The 20,627-nt window shown below is 67.5% G+C and carries 16 protein-coding genes; 11 read left to right on the top strand and 5 right to left on the bottom strand.

Annotation, left to right across the window (positions count from 1 at the left end):
• Nucleotides 1–35: 35 nt before the first annotated feature.
• From rsmA to B3E91_RS06365, 4 genes are all read right to left on the bottom strand, one after another.
• Nucleotides 36–839 (bottom strand): 16S rRNA (adenine(1518)-N(6)/adenine(1519)-N(6))-dimethyltransferase RsmA, encoded by an 804-nt coding sequence (gene rsmA / locus B3E91_RS06380; protein ID WP_273234173.1) that lies wholly within the window; start codon nt 837–839, stop codon nt 36–38.
• A gap of 133 nt (nt 840–972) precedes the next feature.
• On the bottom strand, nt 973–1,974 hold the full coding sequence (pdxA, locus tag B3E91_RS06375; protein ID WP_287028762.1) for a 4-hydroxythreonine-4-phosphate dehydrogenase PdxA: 1,002 nt from the start codon (nt 1,972–1,974) through the stop codon (nt 973–975).
• A gap of 102 nt (nt 1,975–2,076) precedes the next feature.
• Complete coding sequence (locus tag B3E91_RS06370) at nt 2,077–3,369, bottom strand: peptidylprolyl isomerase (protein ID WP_287028774.1); 1,293 nt, start codon at nt 3,367–3,369, stop codon at nt 2,077–2,079.
• On the bottom strand, nt 3,350–6,142 hold the full coding sequence (locus B3E91_RS06365) for an LPS-assembly protein LptD (RefSeq protein ID WP_287028761.1): 2,793 nt from the start codon (nt 6,140–6,142) through the stop codon (nt 3,350–3,352). Before B3E91_RS06365 ends, B3E91_RS06370 begins: the two co-directional genes overlap by 20 nt.
• A gap of 127 nt (nt 6,143–6,269) precedes the next feature.
• On the opposite strand from B3E91_RS06365, the gene B3E91_RS06360 reads away from it, so the two are divergent.
• The 3 genes from B3E91_RS06360 to B3E91_RS06350 are packed head-to-tail and all read left to right on the top strand — an operon-like array spanning nt 6,270 to nt 8,732.
• The gene (locus B3E91_RS06360; protein ID WP_287028760.1) at nt 6,270–7,292 is read left to right on the top strand and encodes an aminoglycoside phosphotransferase family protein; all 1,023 of its coding nucleotides are present in this window, start codon (nt 6,270–6,272) and stop codon (nt 7,290–7,292) included.
• Nucleotides 7,289–7,957: an N-acetylmuramate alpha-1-phosphate uridylyltransferase MurU gene (gene murU / locus B3E91_RS06355; RefSeq protein ID WP_287028759.1), complete on the top strand. Its 669-nt coding sequence runs from the start codon at nt 7,289–7,291 to the stop codon at nt 7,955–7,957. The genes B3E91_RS06360 and murU overlap by 4 nt, the downstream gene beginning before the upstream one ends.
• Entirely contained in the window at nt 7,926–8,732 is an 807-nt protein-coding gene (locus B3E91_RS06350; protein ID WP_287028758.1) for a TerB family tellurite resistance protein, read from the top strand. The genes murU and B3E91_RS06350 overlap by 32 nt, the downstream gene beginning before the upstream one ends.
• 175 nt (nt 8,733–8,907) lie before the next feature.
• Here B3E91_RS06350 and B3E91_RS06345 read toward each other — a convergent pair whose 3' ends face one another.
• Nucleotides 8,908–9,834, bottom strand: coding sequence for an alpha/beta hydrolase family protein (locus tag B3E91_RS06345; protein WP_287028757.1), 927 nt, complete (start codon nt 9,832–9,834; stop codon nt 8,908–8,910).
• Between the two features lie 116 nt (nt 9,835–9,950).
• Here B3E91_RS06345 and B3E91_RS06340 point away from each other — a divergent pair, with 116 nt between their 5' ends.
• From B3E91_RS06340 to B3E91_RS06305, 8 genes are all read left to right on the top strand, one after another.
• Nucleotides 9,951–12,338: a PAS domain-containing sensor histidine kinase gene (locus B3E91_RS06340; RefSeq protein WP_287028756.1), complete on the top strand. Its 2,388-nt coding sequence runs from the start codon at nt 9,951–9,953 to the stop codon at nt 12,336–12,338.
• Entirely contained in the window at nt 12,335–12,964 is a 630-nt protein-coding gene (locus B3E91_RS06335; RefSeq protein WP_090225096.1) for a response regulator, read from the top strand. The genes B3E91_RS06340 and B3E91_RS06335 overlap by 4 nt, the downstream gene beginning before the upstream one ends.
• Before the next feature lie 350 nt (nt 12,965–13,314).
• On the top strand, nt 13,315–14,424 hold the full coding sequence (locus B3E91_RS06330; protein ID WP_282342384.1) for an ABC transporter ATP-binding protein: 1,110 nt from the start codon (nt 13,315–13,317) through the stop codon (nt 14,422–14,424).
• Nucleotides 14,425–14,471: 47 nt separating this feature from the next.
• Nucleotides 14,472–15,503, top strand: coding sequence for an ABC transporter substrate-binding protein (locus B3E91_RS06325; protein ID WP_287028755.1), 1,032 nt, complete (start codon nt 14,472–14,474; stop codon nt 15,501–15,503).
• A 153-nt stretch (nt 15,504–15,656) separates the two neighbouring features.
• Nucleotides 15,657–16,904 (top strand): ABC transporter permease, encoded by a 1,248-nt coding sequence (locus B3E91_RS06320; RefSeq protein WP_287028754.1) that lies wholly within the window; start codon nt 15,657–15,659, stop codon nt 16,902–16,904.
• 10 nt (nt 16,905–16,914) lie between these two features.
• Nucleotides 16,915–17,742: an ABC transporter permease gene (locus tag B3E91_RS06315; protein WP_287028753.1), complete on the top strand. Its 828-nt coding sequence runs from the start codon at nt 16,915–16,917 to the stop codon at nt 17,740–17,742.
• Nucleotides 17,743–17,937: 195 nt separating this feature from the next.
• Nucleotides 17,938–19,308 (top strand): sigma-54 interaction domain-containing protein, encoded by a 1,371-nt coding sequence (locus tag B3E91_RS06310; protein WP_287028752.1) that lies wholly within the window; start codon nt 17,938–17,940, stop codon nt 19,306–19,308.
• A gap of 167 nt (nt 19,309–19,475) precedes the next feature.
• Nucleotides 19,476–20,624, top strand: a complete 1,149-nt coding sequence (locus tag B3E91_RS06305; protein ID WP_287028751.1) for an iron-containing alcohol dehydrogenase — start codon at nt 19,476–19,478, stop codon at nt 20,622–20,624.
• Nucleotides 20,625–20,627 lie beyond the last annotated feature (3 nt).

Genomic DNA, 20,627 nt, shown 5'->3' with positions numbered 1-20,627 from the left:
AAGAACTCGAAGGTGTCTGTGGCGAGTCTAGGGTGTTAGGCGGTGCTTGTCTGCTCGCAGAGCTTGTCGGCGAGGCGAACGAAGGCGGCGAGGTCGAGCTGCTCCGGGCGCAGGCTGCCATCCACGCCGGCGGCTTCGATCGCCTGGGCATCGAGCAGGCCCTTGAGCGTGTTGCGCAGGGTCTTGCGGCGCTGGTTGAAGGCGTCGCGGACCACGCGCTCGAGCTGGCGATGATCCCTGGCCGGGAACGGCAGGACATCGTGCGGCACCAGGCGCACGATGGCGGAGTCGACCTTGGGCGGCGGGTTGAAGGCTCCCGGGCCGACGTTGAACAGGTGCTCCACGCGGCAGTGATACTGCACCATGATTGACAGCCGGCCCCAATCGCCGCCGCCGGGGCCGGCGGCGAGGCGCTCGACGACCTCCTTCTGCAGCATGAAGTGCATGTCGCGGATCAGCCCGGCGTGATCGAGCAGGTGGAAGATCAGCGGCGTCGAGATGTTGTAGGGCAGGTTGCCGACCACGCGCAGGCTGTGCGGCTGATCGCTGAGGCGGGCGAAGTCGAACTTCAGCGCGTCGCCCTGGTGCAGGCTGAAGTTCGGCCGGCTGCCGAAGCGCTCGCGCAGGATCGGGATCAGGTCGAGGTCCAGCTCGATCACGTCGAGCTGCGCGCCGCTGTCGAGCAGGCCCTCGGTGAGGGCGCCCTGGCCGGGGCCGATCTCCACCAGGCGCTCGCCTTCGCGGGGATGAATGCCGCGCAGAATGCGGTGGATTACCCCCGCATCGTGCAGGAAGTTCTGGCCGAAGCGTTTGCGGGCGCGGTGTTGGTACTCGGACATTGCGAAAAGGCTCCAGGCTTCGGCTGCAGGCGACAGGCCAGAGCGGAAGCTAAACGACGAAGGCGCGCAGTTTAGCAGCATTGCCCCGGGCGCCGATTCGCCGGGGCGCAGCCCGCAGCCGGAAACGGCGTGCTCAGCGCCGCGCGGCGCGGGCTTCAGCCATCTGGTAGGCGGTTTCCAGCGCGACCGCCAGGCTGCCGCTGTCGATCCGGCCGCTGCCGGCGAGGTCCAGCGCGGTGCCGTGGTCGACCGAGGTGCGGATGATCGGCAGGCCCAGGGTGACGTTCACCGCCGCGCCGAAGCCCTTGTACTTGAGCACCGGCAGGCCCTGGTCGTGGTACATGGCGAGTACCGCGTCGCACCGCTCGAGGTGCTTGGGCGTGAACAGCGTGTCGGCGGGCAGCGGGCCGATCAGGTCGATCCCTTCCGCGCGCAGCTGCTCCAGGGTCGGTTCGATCACCTCGATTTCCTCGCGCCCGAGATGACCGCCTTCGCCGGCATGGGGATTGAGGCCGCACACGAGGATGCGCGGCCGGGCGATGCCGAACTTGTCGCGCAGGTCGGCATGCAGGATGCGCGTGACGCGCGTCAGGCGCTCGGCGGTGATCGCATCGGCGACATCCCTGAGCGGCAGGTGAGTGGTCACCAGTGCCACCCGCAGGCCGCGCGTGGCCAGCATCATCACCACCTGCTCGGTGCCGGTGAGGTCGGCGAGAAACTCGGTGTGCCCGGAGAACGCGATGCCGGCATCGTTGATCACGCCCTTGTGCACCGGCGCGGTGATCATCCCGGCGAAGTCGCCCGCCAGGCAGCCCTGGCCGGCGCGGGTCAGGGTTTCCAGCACGTAGGCCGCATTCGCGGCGTCGAGCTGGCCCGCCGTCACCGGGGCGCGCAGCGGCGTATCCCAGACGTAGAGGCTGCCGGCCGGCGCGGCTTCTTCCGGCCATTGGCCCGGCCCGACGGGAATCAGCTCGACGTTCAGCGCGCGCTGGAGCGCACGCTCGCCAAGCAGCGCGAGGCTGGCGATGGCCACCAGCGGATGTGGCTGTGCCTGCCCGGCCAGCAGCAGGCAGAGGTCCGGTCCGATGCCGGCGGGTTCGCCCGGGGTGAGCGCAAAAACGGGTTGAACGGTCATTGGAAGACTCTCCGGTGGCAGGGGCATTACTGTAAACCCGGGGGCCGCGAAAACGAAAAAGCCCGGCGGCTGCCGGGCTTTCTCAACGCTGCGGGTTGCCCCTCAGAGTTTGATCTCCACGTAAGCCTCGTCGCGGATCTGCCGCAGCCAGGCCTGCAGTTCCTCGTCGTACTTGCGGTTGCGCAGCGCGTTCATCGCCTGTTGCTCGCGGAACTGCGCGCTGTTGTCGGTGGCGCGGCGTCCGAGCACTTCCAGCACGTGCCAGCCGTACGGGCTCTTGAACGGTTTCGACACCTGCCCGCTGGGCGTGTCCGTCATCACCTGACGGAATTCGGGAACCAGCGCGTTGGGGTCGACCCAGTTCAGGTCGCCGCCGTTGAGCGCGGAGCCCGGGTCTTCGGAGAAGTTCTTCGCCAGCTCGGCGAAATCCTCACCGGCGCGGATGCGCTCGTAGAGGCGCTCGGCGAGGCGCTGGGTCTCGGCTTCGCTGCGGATTTCGCTGGGCTTGATCAGGATGTGGCGGACATGCACTTCGTCACGAACCTGGGTGTCGCCGCCGCGCTTCTCGACCAGCTTGAGGATGATGAAACCGCCCGGCGTGCGCAGCGGTTCGGTGACTTCGCCCGGGTTCATCGCACCGATCATGGTGTCGAACGGCTGCGGCAGCTGGGCGGCCTTGCGCCAGCCCATGTCGCCACCTTCCAGCGCGTTCTCGCTGGCGGAATGGGCGATGGACAGCTGGGCGAAGTCGGCCCCCTTGAGCAGTTGCGCGTGCAGATCCTGGGCCTTGCGCTCTGCGGCCTGGATGGCGTCCGCCGACGCGGCGTCGGGAACCGGAATCAGGATGTTGGCCAGGTGGAACTCTTCGGACAGCTGCATCTTGCCCATGTCGGAGGCAAGGAAGTTCTGCACTTCCTGGTCGGTGACCTGGATGCGCTCAGCCACGCGACGTTGCCGCACGCGGCTGATGATCATCTCGCGACGGACCTGCTCGCGGGCGTCGTCGAACGACAGGCCATCCTGCTTCAGCGCGGCGCGGAACTGGTCGACGGTCATGCCATTACGCTGGGCGATGGTGGTGATCGCGTCGTTCAGTTCGTCGTCGCCGATGCGGATGCCCGAGCGTTCGCCCATCTGCAGCTGCAGGTTCTCGATGATCAGCCGATCGAGCACCTGCGGGTCCAGCACGTTCTCGGGCGGTAGCTGGCCGCCCCGTTTGGTGATGGTCTGCTCGACTTCCCGTACGCGCTGGTCCAGCTGGCTCTTCATGATCACGTCGTTGTCGACGATGGCGACCACGCGGTCCAGCGATTGCACCTGGGCGTGTGCCAGGGTACCGACAAACACTGCGCCCAACAGCAGCGGGCGCAGACACTCAGAAAGCTTGGTCTTCACGTTCACGATAACCTTCGATGCCTTTGTCGAGGAAAGTCTCGACACCATTGCCAAGTACCCCACCGAGGCCCTTGAACACGATCTGGAGGAAGATGCCGCGGTCCGCTTCGTCGTTGCGGTCCGGGTTCAGGCTGGCTTCGTCGTAGTCGATCCAGTAGCGATTGACCAGACGCAGCTTCCAGCAGCAGCTGTCGTATTCGAAGCCGCCGAATGCCTCCAGCGTACGGTTGCGGTTGTAGTCGTACTGCCAGCGCGCGATGACACTCCACTGCGGGACGATCGGCCAGATGGTCGAGAAGTCATGCTGGCTGATCTTGTAGTAGTCCTTGATGTAGTTCGGGTTCGGCGAGCCATCTTGCAGAGTAGGAGTTCCGAAATCCTGCGAGTAGTCCCAGGTACCCGAGGCCTGGTCGAAGCGCACGGTGTCGGCGCGGTAGCGGTAGCCGGCGTTGATCACCTTATTCGGGTTGTCTTCGGGCTGGTAGTGGAACATCGCGCTGCCGGAGCGGGTTTCACGCGAGTCCGGGTCCCAGTTGAAGTCCGAGGTCAGGCGCCAGTCGCGGTTGAAGCGATACATGTACTCCAGCGCGTAGGGCGATACCGAGGACTGCGATTCGTTGCGGTCGCGGTAGTCGATGCCCGGCATCTGTACCTTGCGATCCTCGAAGTAGATCGCCTGGCCGATGCTGAAACGCTGCCGCTCGAAACCGTTCGGCTCGATCCAGCGGTTGGTCACGCCGAGGGACAGCTGGTTGGCGTCGCCGATGCGGTCGCTGCCGGAAAAGCGGTTTTCGCGGAACAGCGAGGCATAGTTGAAGGTGCTTTCGCTGGTGTCGAACACCGGAATGTCGGTCTGGTCTTCCTCGGGTACGTAGAGGTAGAACAGGCGCGGTTCCAGAGTCTGGCGGTAGGAGTTGCCGAACAGCTGGGTGTTGCGGTCGAAGTACAGGCCGCTGTCGACGCTGTAGATCGGTACGCTGCGGCTAGGTGAGTCGTTGAAATTTGTTACGCCGTTGAAAGCTGGGTCCTGTCCCCTGGAGTCCAGATCAAGATCGTATCTGGTGTAGGCGTACTTGACCGACGGCTTGAGGTAACCGAAGGACCAGTTGAGCGGCAGGCTTACGCCCGGCTCGACGTGGAGGCGGTTGCCGTCGGCGCGCGCCAGTCCGGTCAGGTTGTTGTCGTACCAGGATTCGAGCTGGTTGTCGCGGTTGGTGAAGAAACCGCTACGCAGATCGCGGTCGAAACGGACGATTTCGGTGTTGTACGAGAAGTTCAGGCCCGCCGGCTGGAACGGCAGGGTGCCGTTCAGGGTGAGTTGCGGCAGACGCTCGTACGGGGTGATGTCGGTGACGGTCGCGCGCTCGTAGCCCTGCACGTTGAGGCGGGCGGTGTAGCTGTCGCCGCGCCAGGTCAGGGTGCCACGCTTGTCGAGGTAGTCGCCGGTGTTGATGCCCAGCTGGGTTTCCAGATCCTGGAAGTAGTAGGGATCGCTGATCTCGGTGTAATCGACTTCGCTCAGCAGGCGAGTATCCAGGCCGCCCTTGTGCTGCCAGCTGTACATCCAGCGGGTGTCTTCGTATTCCGACTGGTTCTTGCGCTGGTCCTCCTCGTCGTTGAGGAAGGAGGCGCCGACCTGGCCCTCGGTGCTCTTGGTCAGGTAGCGGACCTCGCCTTCCATCTGCAGACCGCGCTTGGTCATCAGGGTCGGATAGAGCGTGGCGTCGTAGTTCGGCGCCAGGTTGAAGTAGTACGGCGTGAGCAGCGAGAAACCGGTGTCGCTGGAATTGCTGATGCTCGGCTGGAGGAAGCCGGACTGGCGACGGTCGTCGATCGGGAACTGGATGTACGGCGTGTAGAACACCGGCAGGTCTTTCACCCGCAGGGTCACGTTGGTCGCCGTGCCGAAACCGGATGCCGGGTTCAGGGTGATGTTGTTGCCCTTCAGGTACCAGGTGTTCTCGCCCGGTTCGCAGCGGGTGTAGGTACCGTCCTTCAGGCGGATGATCGCGGTCTCTTCACGCTTGGCGTACTGCGCGCTGCCGCGGATGTGCGACTTGTGCAGCACGTACTCGGCGTTCTCGATCTTGGCTTCGCCGTTGTCCAGCTGCAGCTCGGCGCGATCGCCGACCACCAGGGCACCGTTGTCGCGCAAGCGGACGTTGCCGACCAGTTCACCCTTGTTTTCCAGCTGGTGCAGATTGGCTTCGTCGGCCTCGACCTGCAGATGGCTCTGGCGCAGCACGACATCGCCAGCGAGGGTCGCGACCTGTTCGGTCTGCTCGTAGCGAGAGGCCTTGGCGGAAACGAACATCGGCGCTTCGCTCAGTGGCGTCTTGTCATCCATGCCCGGGCGCAGCGGCTCGACATAGGCGCCGGCGCAGTAAGGACCGGCTTCGGCCAACTGGGCAGGCGTGAGCTTTTCGCGCGGGACCCAGTCGATATGGCTGTAGTCCGCACTGCGTGCCGTCAGGGCCTTGCCCTTGTTCTCCGTTACCAGGCGGGTGCCTGCGGGTTGCGCCGCGGCGGCCGTCGCGGGCTCGGCGGCCGTGGTGCCGACGGTGGAGCTGACCGCCGAGTTGCTGTGCACCGGGCGTGGAGGCAGGTTCGCCGGCTCGCTTTTCGGTGCGCAGGCCCAACTACCGGCGGAAGCCTGGCAATCGTATTGCTCGGCGGCGACAACGTATTGGGTAGCGACGGGCTGCAGGGCCAACAGGCTTGCGGACACCAACAGAGGAAACTTCTTGCGAAACGCGGGGGACTTTACTGCCATCTTATTAATCCAGGCTTCCTGCGCGCCATCGGCCGCGGGGGGCCGCACGCCTCTCGATGGGCTGAAAAAGATGCTGGATAATAAAGCATGACCCGCGCAACGGCTAGCGCCGTCGGAGAGCCCTGCAATGCCCGATGAAGATGTACGTCTGCAACAAATAAGCGCCTGGCTGGATCAGTGCCTTCCCGAGGCCTGCGCCTCTCTGGGCTGGGCTGCTCCGGCAGGAGGACGGCTAACGCCCGCCAGCAGCGACGCCAGTTTTCGGCGTTACTTTCGCTGGGAAAGCGAGGGTCGCAGCCTGATCCTGATGGACGCTCCGCCGCCGCAGGAAGACTGCCGGCCCTTCGTACGGATGGCGCAAATGCTCGCCGGAGCCGGTGTTCACGTGCCGAAGATTCTCGCTGCCGACCTCGAGCGCGGCTTCCTGCTGCTCGACGATCTCGGCCGGCAGACCTACCTCGAGGTGATCGCCCCGGACAACGCCGACGCGCTGTTCGAGGATGCCCTGCAGGCCCTGCTGGCGTTCCAGCGGCTGCCCCTGGACGGCGATCTGGCGCAGTACGACGACGCCTTGCTGCGCCGCGAGCTACAGCTCTTCCCCGACTGGTACCTGCAGCACGAGCTGGGCGTGTCCCTGGACGGCGAGCGCCTGGCGGCCTGGCAGCGCATCAGCGCGTTGCTGATCGACAGTGCCCTGGCGCAGCCGAAGGTGCTGGTGCACCGCGATTTCATGCCGCGCAACCTGATGCTCAGCACGCCCAATCCCGGCGTGCTGGATTTCCAGGACGCCGTCTATGGCCCGGTCACCTACGACATCACCTGCCTGTTCAAGGACGCCTTCCTCAGCTGGCCGGAGGCACGTGTGCGCGGCTGGCTGGAGGACTACTGGCAGCGCGCCCGCGCCGCCGGCATCCCGGTGCAGGCCGAGCTGGACGACTTCCTCCGCGCCAGCGACCTAATGGGCGTGCAGCGTCACCTCAAGGTGATCGGCATCTTCGCGCGCATCTGCCACCGCGACGGCAAGCCGCGCTACCTCGGCGACGTGCCGCGCTTCTTCCGCTACATCGAGGCGGTGGTCGCACGGCGACCGGAACTGGCCGAACTCGGCGAACTGATCGCCAGCCTGCCGAACCCGGAGAAGCGCCGATGAGGGCGATGATCCTCGCCGCCGGCAAGGGCGAGCGATTGCGTCCGCTGACCCTGCACACGCCCAAGCCGCTGGTGCGTGCCGGCGGCGTGCCGCTGATCGAGTACCACGTACGCGCGTTGGCGGCTGCCGGTTTCCGCGAACTGGTGATCAACCATGCCTGGCTCGGCGAGCAGATCGAGGACTACCTCGGCGACGGCGCGCGCTTCGGCGTGACGATCCGTTATTCCGCCGAGGGCGAGCCGCTGGAAACCGGTGGCGGCATCTTCCGCGCGCTGCCCCTGCTGGGCGATCAACCCTTCCTGCTGGTCAACGGCGACGTCTGGGGCGACTTCGATTTCGCCGCCTTGCGCAAGCCTCTCGACGGCCTGGCCCACCTGCTTCTGGTGGACAACCCGGCGCACCATCCGCAGGGCGATTTCAGCCTGCACGACGGCCTGGTCGGCGACGCGCAGGAGGGCGAGAACCTGACCTACAGCGGCATCGCGGTGATCGATCCGCAGCTGTTCCTCGGTTGCGAGGACGGTGCCTTCAAGCTGGCGCCGTTGCTGCGCCAGGCGCTGCGCGAGGGGCTGGTCACGGGCGAGCGTCACGCCGGAGCCTGGGTCGACGTCGGCACCCACGAGCGCCTGGCCGATGTCGAGCGTCTGCTCGCGGCGCGGGGCTGAGGTGTTCTTCTGGCCGATCACCTTTCTGGGCGCCGGCGTCGGCTGGGCGGTGGCGAGCATTCCGGGCGCGCTGCTCGGCGCGGTCCTCGGCCAGGTGCTGGACCGGCGCCTGAAGATCGACTCCTGGGCCGGCCTGCGCGAGCTTCTCGGCGGCGCGGCGCTGCCACTCGAGGAACTGCTGTTCGTCCTGCTCGGGCGGCTGGCGAAGAGCGAGGGCCGCGTGCTCGAAGTGCACATCGAGCAGGCGCGGGCGGAGATGCGCCGGCTGGGGCTGGACGCCGCCGCCTTGAAACGGGCGATCGCCGCGTTCTCGCGGGGCAAGCGCGACGAGCTGGGCCTGCGCAAACCGCTGATGCGCCTGCGCACCGACCAGGAACGGGTGCGCGAGCTGCTGCGCGCCTGCTGGCGCATGGCGCTGGCCGACGGCAAGCTCGGTGAGCGCGAACGCGAGCTGATCCTGCTCTGGGGGCGCTGGCTCGGGTTGTCCGCCGCCGAGGTGGAGGACCTGCAGCCGCCGCGCAAGAAGCGTGCATCTGGTGGCGTTTCGCCGCGAACGTTGAACACCTACGAAAGCGCCCTGAAGCTGCTCGGCATTCCCGCCGACAGCGACCTGGCGGTGATCAAGCGCGCCTACCGCCGGCTGCTCAGCCAGCATCACCCGGACAAGCTGGCCGGTGGCGGCGCCAGTGAGGCTCAGGTTCGCCAGGCCACGGAAAAGACCCGCGAGTTGCATGCGGCCTATGCGCTGGTGCGCGAGCGGCAGGGACTTCGTTAGGCGAGTTTCGCGCTGCTTCGGTGTGTGCGTCACGGTGCGCGCGGCGCACCCTACCGCTCAGTCGTTGCCGGAGCGTCGCATATCGACTGTCGTGATAGGGAGGACGCGGCGCACCCTACGGCGTCGCGCTACTTGGCGTTGGGGTGCGCCATGCGCACCCATCAGAACGCACGCCTCACTTCTTGGCTTCCCCGACATTGCGCGTCAGCCAGCCGCGGACGCGCCGGGCGAGCTGTTCCTGCTCGGCGTCGGGGTTGGCCGGCAGGGCGTCCAGGCCGATCAGCGCGTAGGCCGGATGCTGCAGGCGCTTGCTGGCCTGCAGCCGCGCGAGGGCGGCGTCGGCGTTGCGGTCCTTGTAATAGAAGTCGCCGGTGGCGAGCTTGAGCGGCGGCACCAGCTCGTCCAGCGGCGGTGCATAGCCGGCCGGGACCGAGGCTTCCACCATCAGCAGTTGATGGATCTGCGCCGGCTTGCGTTCGGCCAGGAAACTCGCCGCCCACCAGGCGCCGCTGCCGTGCCCGAGGAGGACGACCGTCTTCGCCTGCTTGTCGGCGGCGAAGTCCAGCGCCGCCTGGATGCGGGCCATGACCCGCTCGCCGTGTGCCTTGCGCTGATCCTCCGCGGAGGCCGCCGGCGGCGTTTCCCCGGTGGCGGGCGGCGGGTCGGTTTTTGCCGCGTCGTCTTTCTTCGCCGGTTCGGTGGCCTCGGGCGCGCGCGCCGGCAACGGGTCGCCGAGCGGATCGGGCAGGCTCAGGCTGAGGGTGTGCCAGCCGGCGTCGGCCAGCTTGCTGCGCAACGGACCGATCACCCGCGGCCAGTCGGGGTGCTCGCCCTCGCCGGGCAGGAGGATCACCAGGCCGCTCGGGGTGGCGCTGTTGGCCGGCTTCCAGAGCGCGAGGAAGCGCTCGCCGACGGCCTCCAGCTGCTGCTGCTCTGCCGTCGGCAATTGCCGTTGAAGGGCGATGGCCTCGTCCTGGCTGCGTTCTTCCAGGGGCGCGCGCTCGGCCGGCGCGGCGGGCGCGGCCGCGGGTTCCGCGCCGCGAACGGCACTGGCGCCGAGCAGCAGGGCGATGCACAGCGGGGGCAGGATAGAGCGCGACATCGGCGGTCCGGACGGGCGAGTGGGTGATGCCCCAGCGTACTGGCGCGCCGGCGATTTGTCAGGCGTAGCGGCCTCTGGAGTACTCTATGCCGGCGACCCGTCCTGGTAACTCTCGCATGATCCGCCTGTTTTCGCTGCTCCTCGTCCTCTGCCTGCCGCTTTCCGCGATCGCCGCGGCGGCGCCGGCGCACCCGCCGCTGAGCGCCGCGCAGCGCGACTGGCTGGGTGAGCATCCGCAACTGCGCGTCGGCGTCGTGCTGCAGGCGCCCTATGCCGAGCTGGACCGCCGCCGCCAGCAACTGTCGGGGCTAAACGTCGAACTGATGAATCAACTGGCGGCGGCGCTGCAGGTGCAGCTGAGCTGGCGCAGCTATCCGGACGCCGCGGCCCTGGAGCGCGGCCTGCGCTCCGGGCAGATCGACATCGCGCCGGGCCTCAGCCAGACGCCGGCCGGGCTGCGCCTGTGGCTGTTCTCCGATCCCTACCTGCGGGTGCCGCAGTTGCTGGTCGGCGAGCGCGAGGGCGGCGCGGCGGTGGACATGGAACAACTGGTCGGCGTCAGCGTGGCGCTGCGCCAGCCGAGCGCGGTGAGCGACTACCTGCGCGACACCTATCCCGCCATCGCCCAGGTCGCGGTGAACAACGAGCGCCAGGCGTTGCGGGCGCTGCTCGAGCGGCAGGTGGACTACGCCGTGGTCGACGAGGCCCAGCTCGGCCGGCTGTCCCGCGAGGCGGAGTTCGCCGGGCTCGCGGTGGTCGGCGATGTCGGCTTTCCGCAGTTGCTGCGCGTCGCCAGCCGGCGCGACTGGCCACAGCTCTCGGCGATCGTCGACGCCGGGCTGCGCAGCCTGCCGGCCAAGGATCTGGAGCAGCTGCACGAACGCTGGCTGCAACCGCGCTATGCGCGGCTCGGCGAGTCGCCCGGCTTCTGGCAGAACCTCAGCCTGCTGCTCGGCATCCTGTTCTGCTGCGCGGCCTTTCTCGTCTATTGGCAGCGTCGCCAGCAGCGCGGGCTGGAGAAACGGCTGGCCGAGGCACGGCTGGCGATCCAGTTGCGCGAAGCCGCCGAGGAAGCGCTGCGCCTCACCCAGTTCTCCATCGACCAGAGCACCGTGGGCATCCTCTGGGTGAACTGGGACAGCCACATCCGCTACGCCAACCGCGCCGCCGAGGCGATGTTCGGCTACCCGCCCGGCGCCCTGCTGGAACGCCCGCTGGGTGATTTCGATCCGCAGCTGAACATGGACCGCTGGCTCGGCCTGTGGCGCCGCGCGCGCAGCGACGAAGGCGGTGGCCTGAGTTTCGAGACCGCCTGCCGCCGCGCCGACGGCGGCTGGCTGCCGACCGACGTGTCGCTGAGCTTCCTGCGCTTCGCCGATTCGGAATACCTGGTGGTGTTCCTCAGCGACGTCACCGAGCGCCGGCGGGCCATCGCCGCGTTGCAGGAGAGCGAGGCGCGGCTCAAGGGCATCGCCTCCAACGTGCCGGGCCTGGTGTTCCGCCTGGAGCGCCCGCATGCCCAGGCGCCGGCCGCATTCGCCTTCATCGGCGAGGGTAGCGAGGTGCTGGCCGGCTACGCGGCGAGCGAACTGATCGAGGGCGGCCGCGGGATTCGCGGGCTGGTGCATCCCAATGACCTCGACGACTACCGCGCGACCCAGCAGGCGGCGCTGGACAACGACCGCGACTGGCATTGGCAGGGGCGCATCCTGACGCGCGACGGCTCGCTGCGCTGGGCCGACCTCAAGGCCGGCGCGCGCTTCTTCGAGGACGGCCGCGCGGTGTGGGACGGGGTGGTCTGGGACATCAGCGCGAACAAGCGCATCGAACTCGAACTGGCCGAATCCCGTGCCCAGCTGCGCCAGTTGTCGGCGCACCTGGAAAGCGTGCGCGAGGAGGAAAAGGCGCGCATCGCCCGCGAGGTGCACGACGAGCTGGGGCAGATGCTCACCGTGCTCAAGCTGGAAACCTCGATGTGCGAACTGGCCTACGCCGACCTCGACAGCGGCCTGCGCGAGCGGCTACAGAGCATGAAGAAGCTGATCGCCCAGCTGTTCCAACTGGTGCGCGACGTGGCCACCGCGCTGCGCCCGCCGATCCTCGACGCCGGCATCGCCTCGGCGATCGAGTGGCAGGCCCGGCGCTTCGAGGCGCGCAGCGGAATTCCCTGCCTGGTCGAGGTGCCCGAGCACCTGCCGCCGCTGTCCGACGCCAAGGCCATCGGCCTGTTCCGGGTGTTGCAGGAAGCGCTGACCAACGTCATGCGTCACGCCCGCGCGCATACCGTCGAGGTGCGCCTGAGCGTCGAGCAGGGCTGCCTGTGCCTGCGCGTCAGCGACGATGGGCAGGGCTTCGGCGAGAATGCCGGGCAGGGCAAATCCTTTGGCCTGGTCGGCATGCGCGAACGCATGCTGATCCTCGGCGGCCAGTTGCACATCGACAGCAGCCCCGGCGAGGGGACGACCCTCAGCGTGCGGGTCGCTTTGGACGAGGAAATCGCATGATTCGGGTTCTGGTGGCCGAAGACCACACCATCGTCCGCGAGGGCATCAAGCAGCTCATCGCCCTGGCCAGGGACCTGCAGGTGGTCGGCGAGGCGGGCAACGGCGAACAGTTGATGGAGGTGCTGCGGCAGACGCCCTGCGAGGTGGTGCTGCTGGACATCTCGATGCCCGGCGTCAACGGCCTGGAGGCGATCCCGCGGATTCGCGCGCTGGCCAGGCCGCCGGCGGTGCTGGTGCTGTCGATGCACGACGAGGCGCAGATGGCCGCGCGGGCGCTGAAGATCGGCGCCGCCGGCTACGCCACCAAGGACAGCGACCCGGCGCTGCTGCTCACGGCGATCCGCAAGGTCGCCGCCGGCGGGCGCTACATCGACCCGGAGCTGGCCGACCGGATGGTCTTCGAGGTCGGCCTGACCGATTCGCGACCGCCGCACGCGCAGTTGTCCGAGCGCGAGTTCTCGGTGTTCGAGCGCCTGGCGCGTGGCGAGGGCGTCAACGAGATCGCCCAGCACCTGGCGGTCAGCGGCAAGACGGTGAGCACGCACAAGGCGCGGCTGATGCAGAAGCTCGGCGCGCATTCGGTGGCCGACCTGGTGCGCTACGCGATGGAGCACAAGCTGGTCTGACGCCGGCTTGGGCCCTGCTCGCACACCGGCCCACCCGACGCCCCTTCCGATGCAGGGTGGATCGGGGCGCGCAGCCCGTCGCGCGCAGCCCGCACTCTTCATCCGCCGTCGCACCGCCCGGTGGATCGATGAGGCGCGATCCACCCAACGGCCTGCTCGACCGTACCAATCTGGCGGGCAACGGTAGGGTGGTGCGGCGGCGCGTCGATTGTCCTTTCGTACTGTAGGGCGATGCCTACAGGGCATCTTCCGCGCGGCTGATGCGAATCTCTCCTGGCGCCCGATTTTTCCGCGCGGCGCGCTTCTCTAGTCTCTGCCCACGGCATACGACAGAGAGAAGGGTGCGGTTCATGGCCGAGATTCAAGGCAGCGACACACTGGTCAGTTTTCGCGGTGTGCAAAAGAGTTACGACGGCGAGTCGCTGATCGTCAAAGACCTCAACCTGGACATTCGCAAAGGCGAATTCCTCACCCTGCTCGGGCCGTCCGGCTCCGGCAAGACCACCAGCCTGATGATGCTGGCCGGCTTCGAGACGCCCACCAACGGCGAAATCCTCCTCGCCGGGCGCAGCCTGAACAACGTGCCGCCGCACAAGCGCGACATCGGCATGGTGTTCCAGAACTACGCGCTGTTCCCGCACATGACGGTGGCCGAGAACCTCGCGTTCCCGCTCTCGGTGCGCGGCATGAACCGCAGCGATGCCAGCGAGCGGGTCAAGCGCGCGCTGTCGATGGTGCAGCTCGACGCCTTCAGGCATCGCTACCCGGCGCAGCTCTCCGGCGGCCAGCAGCAGCGCGTGGCCCTGGCCCGCGCGCTGGTCTTCGAGCCGCAGCTGGTGCTGATGGACGAACCGCTCGGCGCGCTGGACAAGCAGCTGCGCGAGCACATGCAGATGGAGATCAAGCACATCCACGAGCGCCTCGGCGTGACCGTGGTCTACGTGACCCACGACCAGGGCGAGGCGCTGACCATGTCCGACCGCGTGGCGGTGTTCCATCAGGGCGAGATCCAGCAGATCGCCCCGCCGCGTGAACTCTACGAATTCCCGCGCAACACCTTCGTCGCCAACTTCATCGGCGAGAACAACCGCCTCAACGGCAAGCTGCTCAGCCGCGAGGGCGATCGCTGCACCGTGGCCCTCGCGCGCGGCGAGAAGGTCGAGGCGCTGGCGGTGAACGTCGGCGAGCCCGGCGAGCCGGTCACCCTGTCGATCCGCCCCGAGCGTGTTCGCCTGAACGGCACCAGCGAAAACTGCGCGAACCGCTTCTCCGGTCGCGTGGTGGAGTTCATCTATCTCGGCGATCACGTGCGCATCCGCCTGGAGGTCTGCGGCAACGCCGACTTCTTCGTCAAGCAGCCGATCGCCGAACTCGACCCGAGCCTGGCCGTGGGCGACGTGTTGCCGCTGGGCTGGCACGTCGAGCATGTCCGCGCCCTGGACCCGCTCGCCGCCGAGTAGCGGTGAGGCGTCACGTTTCATCCCACTAGCAGCTAGGAGAGAAGAACATGTCCAACCGCCTGAAACTGACTGCCCTCGCCCTCGGCATGACCTGTGCGGCCCACGCGATGGCTACCGACCTCACGGTGATTTCCTTCGGCGGGGCGAACAAGGCCGCACAGGAAAAAGCCTTCTACGCGCCCTACCAGAGCAGCACCGGCAACAAGATCATCGCCGGCGAGTACAACGGCGAAATGGCCAAGGTGAAAGCCATGGTCGACACCAACAGCGTGTCCTGGAACCTGGTGGAAGTGGAGTCGCCGGAACTGGCCCGCGGCTGCGACGAGGGCCTCTTCGAGGAACTCGACCCGGCACAGTTCGGCAAGGCCGAAGACTTCGTTCCTGGCGCCATCCAGCCGTGCGGCGTGGGCTTCTTCGTCTGGTCCACGGTGCTTGCCTACAACGCCGACAAGCTGAAGAGCGCGCCGACCGGCTGGGCTGATTTCTGGGACACTAAGAAATTCCCCGGCAAGCGCGGACTGCGCAAGGGCGCCAAGTACACCCTGGAATTCGCCCTGATGGCCGATGGCGTCGCCCCGGCGGACGTCTACAAGGTGCTCGCCACCAAGGACGGCCAGGACCGTGCCTTCAAGAAACTCGACCAGATCAAGTCGAGCATCCAGTGGTGGGAAGCCGGCGCCCAGCCGCCGCAATTCCTCGCCTCCGGCGACGTGGTGATGAGCTCCGCCTACAACGGCCGCATCGCCGCCGTGCAGAAGGAGAGCAACCTGCAGGTGGTGTGGACCGGCGGCATCTACGACTTCGACGCCTGGGCTATTCCGAAAGGCGCGAAGAACCAGGACGAAGCGGCCAAGTTCATCGCCTATTCGGTGCAGCCGGCGCAGCAGAAGACCTACTCGGAAAACATCGCCTACGGTCCGGCTAACACCCAGGCGGTGCCGCTGCTGGACAAGGCGCTGCTGAAGAACATGCCGACCACGCCTGAGAACATCAAGGACCAGGTCGCCATGGACGTCGCCTTCTGGGCCGACTTCGGCGAGCAACTGGAACAGCGCTTCAACGCCTGGGCCGCGAAGTAAGCGGCGAGTGCCTGCGTAGGATGGGTTGAGCTTGCGGTACCCATCGTGGTGGCGGCACGGGTATCGCTGCGCCCGACCCATCCCGCAACTGCATTCCACGCCGGCGGTTCGCGCTGCCGGCGTCATTCATCGCGCAAACCCTGTGGAGTAACCATGGCCATCGCCGTACCCCTGACCGAGGCCACCGGGCCAACCCTGAAGCAGCGCCTGGCGCGTGCCGAGCGGATGAACCGCCTGAAATCCCAGGCGCTGATCCTGCCGCTGCTGATCTTTCTGCTGCTGACCTTCCTGGTTCCGATGGGCGCGCTGCTCTACCGCAGCCTGAGCAACCCGGAAGTGGTCGGCGCACTGCCGCGCACTGTCGAGGCCATCGCCAGCTGGGACGGCAAGGCGTTGCCCGATGAGCCGGTCTACCAGGCGCTGGCCGCCGACCTCGCCGAGGCGCGGAAGAACCAGACCATCGGCGATCTCTCCAAGCGCCTGAACATGGAGCTGGCCGGCTACCGCAGCCTGATGGCGAAGACCGCCCGCGCGCTGCCGCTCAAGAGCGAGCCGGCCTCCTACAAGGACGCCCTCGAGGCGCTCGACGAGCGCTGGGGCGACCCGGCCTACTGGCAGGCGATCCGCCGCAACGCCAGCAGCCTGACCCCGTTCTACCTGCTCGCCGCCGTCGATCACCGCATCGACGACCTCGGCGAAGTGGCACCGGCGACGCCGGACCAGGCGATCTACCTGGACATCTTCGCGCGGACCTTCTGGATGGGCGCGGTGATCACCGCGATCTGCCTGGCGCTGGCCTATCCGCTGGCGTACCTGCTGGCCAACCTGCCGACGCGCACCAGCAACCTGCTGATGATCCTCGTGCTGCTGCCGTTCTGGACCTCGATCCTGGTGCGCGTCGCCGCCTGGATCGTGCTGCTGCAGTCGGGCGGGCTGATCAACGGCGCGCTGCTCAAGCTGGGCCTGATCGATCAGCCGCTGCAGCTGGTGTTCAACCGTACCGGCGTATACATCGCCATGGTCCACATCATGCTGCCGTTCATGATCCTGCCGATCTACAGCGTGATGAAGGGCATCTCGCCGACCTACATGCGCGCGGCCATCTCGCTGGGCTGCCACCCGTTCGCCAGCTTCTGGCGGGTGTACTTCCCGCAGACGGTCGCCGGCATCGGTGCCGGCTGCCTGCTGGTGTTCATCCTGTCCATCGGCTACTACATCACCCCGGCGCTGCTCGGCAGCCCGAACGACCAGATGGTCAGCTACTTCGTCGCGTTCTTCACCAACAGCACCATCAACTGGGGCATGGCCACGGCGCTCGGCGGCCTGCTGCTGTTCGCCACGCTGATCCTGTACGTCGTCTACAGCTGGCTGGTTGGCGCCGGCCGCCTGCGTCTGGGCTGAGGAGAGAGAAATGCTGAGTCCCTACATGTCCCCCGTCGAGCGCGTCTGGTTCCACACCCTGCGCCTGCTCTGCGGCCTGGTGCTGCTGTTCCTGATCCTGCCGGTGCTGGTCATCATCCCGCTGTCGTTCAACGCCGGGACCTTCCTGGTCTATCCGCTGCAGGGCTTCTCGCTGCGCTGGTACGCCGATTTCTTCGGTTCCAGCGAGTGGATGCGCGCGCTCTCCAACAGCCTGATCGTGGCGCCGGCGGCGACCCTGCTGGCGATGCTCTTCGGCACCCTGGCGGCGATCGGCCTGACCCGCGGCGAGTTTCGCGGCAAGGCGCTGGTGATGAGCCTGCTGATCTCGCCGATGGTGGTGCCGGTGGTGATCGTCGGCGTTTCCAGCTACCTGTTCTTCGCCCCGCTCGGGCTGGGCAACAGCTACCTGTCGCTGATCCTGGTGCATGCGGTGCTGGGCGTGCCCTTCGTCATCATCACGGTGTCGGCGACCCTGCAGGGCTTCAACCAGAACCTGGTGCGCGCCGCCGCCAGCCTCGGCGCCTCGCCGCTCACCGCGTTCCGCCGGGTGACCCTGCCGCTGATCGCGCCGGGGGTGATCAGCGGCGCACTGTTCGCCTTCGCCACCTCGTTCGACGAAGTGGTGGTGACGCTGTTCCTCGCCGGCCCCGAACAGGCCACGCTGCCACGGCAGATGTTCAGCGGCATCCGCGAGAACCTCTCGCCGACCATCGCCGCGGCGGCGACCCTGCTGATCGGCTTCTCGGTGGTGCTGCTCCTGACGCTGGAATGGCTGCGCGGGCGCAGCGAGAAACTGCGCACGGCGGTCGCCGAGTAACGCGCAGGTGTTGGTGCGCATGGCGCACCCTACTGTCCGGGCCGCGCGGGGCGGGTTGACCTGTCGCCGCGTAGCGTGCGGGTGTTGGTGCGCATGGCGGACGACCGTAGGGTGCGCCGCGCGCACCGCGTGTCTACTGCGCGCGCCGGCCGGTACACTCTGCGGCTTTTCCGCCCGCCTGGCAGGAGAGGCCGCATGGACCTCAACGATCCCAGTTTCGAAGAGTTGCTCGACGCCCTGCACGACGGCGTCTACATCACCGACGCCGCCGGCACCACGCTGAAGATCAACCGTGCCTACCAGCGCCTGACCGGGCTGAGCAGCGATGAGCTGGTCGGCCGCAACATGCAGGACCTGGTGAGCGAGGGCGTGATCTCGCAATCCGCTTCCCTGCGCGTGCTCAAGGAAGGCAAGCCATTCTCGGTGATGCAGAGCCTGGGCAACGGCAAGCAGCTGCTGGTCAGCGCCTCGCCGATCCTCGAGGCCGACCGGCGCATCCGCTACGTGGTCAGCGCGGTGCGCGACATGACCGAGCTGCTGCGCATGAAGCACGAGCGGGACGAGTTGCAGCAGCTCAAGCAGTTGCGCAGCAGCACCGCGCAGTTGCACGCCGGGCCGCGCGACGACCTGCTGCACTCCCCGCTGGTGGCCAGCCAGGAGGTCTCCGGCGCGGTTTTCGCGCTGGCCCGGCAGGTCGCCGCCAGTGACGTGAAAGTGCTGCTGCAGGGCGAGACCGGGGTCGGCAAGACGCTGGTCGCGCAGTTCATCCACAACGCCAGCGGGCGCGCCGCCGAACCCTTCCTCTCGCTGAACTGCGGCGCGCTGCCCGAGCACCTGGTCGAGGCCGAACTGTTCGGCTACGCGCCGGGTGCCTTCACCGGCGCCTCGGCGAAGGGCAAGCGCGGCCTGCTGGAGCTGGCCAACGGCGGCACCCTGTTCCTCGACGAGATCGGCGACCTGCCGCTGGCGCTGCAGGTGAAGCTGCTCAAGGTGCTGGAGGAGAACCGCTTCATCCCGGTCGGCGGCCTGGAGCTGAAGGAAGTCGACGTGCGGGTGATCACCGCCACCCACCGCGACCTGCGGCGGATGGTGGCCGAGGGCGGCTTTCGCGCCGACCTGTTCTACCGGCTCAACGTGGTGCCCATCGGCATTCCGCCGCTGCGTGAGCGCCGCGAGGAGATCCGCCCGCTGCTCGACTATTACCTGGAGCACTTCAACGCACGGCATCGGCGCGCGCTGCAGTGGAGTCTGGAGGCGGTCGACCTGCTGCTCGATTACCCCTGGCCGGGAAACATCCGCGAGCTGATCAACGTCGTCGAACGCCTGGTGGTGACCTGCGCCGGCACGCGCATCGAAACCCTCGACCTGCCGGAGGAATGCCGCGCGGGGCTGCTGCCGGCCGAGGGCGCCGACCTCGACCTGCGGCGCATCGTCGAGCGTGCCGAACGGCTGGCGATCCGCCAGGCGCTGCAGCGCCACAAGACCACCCGGCTGGCGGCCAAGGCGCTGGGCGTGAGCCAGGCGACGGTGGTGCAGAAGATGAAACGCTGGGAGCGCAGCGATTAGCTTTTCAATCAATGCCCGCTTCAGCGAGTAGAAAACCAATCATGCCCTTGCGTTCGCGAAGGGCTTGAGAGGGCTGCGTGCCAGGCGCAGCGCGGCCTGCGACAATCTGGCACAGCTTTGGCAATGGTCGGCGTCCACCTCCCATAACGAACAACAAGGTGAAGCCGATGACCATCGCCGCATTCAAGATCGCCAACAAGCTGCTGACCGGGCGCTCCGCCGTCGAGCAGCTGGATGCCGAACTGACCCGCCTGAACATCCACAACCCGCTGATCGTCACCGACGCCATCCTCGTGCAGTCGGGCACTGTCGACCAGGTGCTCAGCCAGCTCGGCGGGCGCCGCTACGGCCTCTTCGACCAGGTCAAGCCCGAGCCGGAAATCGCCATCGTCGAAGACTGCACCCAGGCCTATCGCCAGGGCGGCCACGACGGGCTGATCGGCGTCGGCGGCGGCAGCGCCATCGACATCGCCAAGAGCGTCGCCGCCTACGCCGGCCACGAGGGCAAGCTGGAAGAACTCTTCGGCGTCGACCAGGTGAAGCGCAAGGGCCCGCCGCTGATCGCCATCCCGACCACCGCCGGCACCGGCTCGGAAGTCACCAACGTGGCGATCCTCTCCGACAAGCAGGCGCAACTGAAGAAGGGCATCGTTTCCGACTACCTGCTGCCCGACGTGGCGCTGGTCAGCCCGCTGATGACCCTGACCTGCCCGCGCGGCGTGACCGCGGCCAGCGGCGTCGATGCGCTGGTGCACGCGATCGAGTCCTACCTGTCGCTGAACGCCTCGCCGATCACCGATTCGCTGGCCATCGGCGCGATCAGGCTGATCGCCAAGTCGCTGCCCAAGGCCTACGCCAACCCCAACGACATCCAGGCACGCGAGGACATGGCCACCGCCAGCCTGATGGCCGGGATGGCCTTCGGCAACGCCGGCGTCGGCGCCGTGCATGCGCTGGCCTACCCGCTGGGCGGCCGCTTCAACATCGCCCACGGGGTGAGTAACGCGCTGCTGCTGCCCTACGTGATGGCCTGGAACAAGCTGGCCTGCGTCGAGCGCTTCCGTGACATCGCCGAAGCCATGGGCGAGCCGGTGGCCGGGCTGTCCGACCTCGACGCCGCCGAGCGCGCGGTGCAGGCGATGGCCGCGCTGTGCGCCGCGGTGGAGATTCCCAAGGGCATGCGCGCCTTCGGCGTACCCGAGGACGCGATCCCGCAGATGGCCGAAGAGGCCAGCAAGATCGACCGCCTGATGCGCAACAACCCGCGCAAGTTCAACGCCCGCGACATCGAGCAGATCTACCGCGCCGCCTACTGAGTC

Origin of the sequence: Pseudomonas sp. UBA6310 (genome assembly GCF_002438225.1) — a bacterium.
GTDB lineage: Bacteria > Pseudomonadota > Gammaproteobacteria > Pseudomonadales > Pseudomonadaceae > Pseudomonas_O > Pseudomonas_O kuykendallii.
Note: the sequence above shows the minus strand (reverse complement) of the source record. Positions and strands in the feature narration are given on the sequence as shown.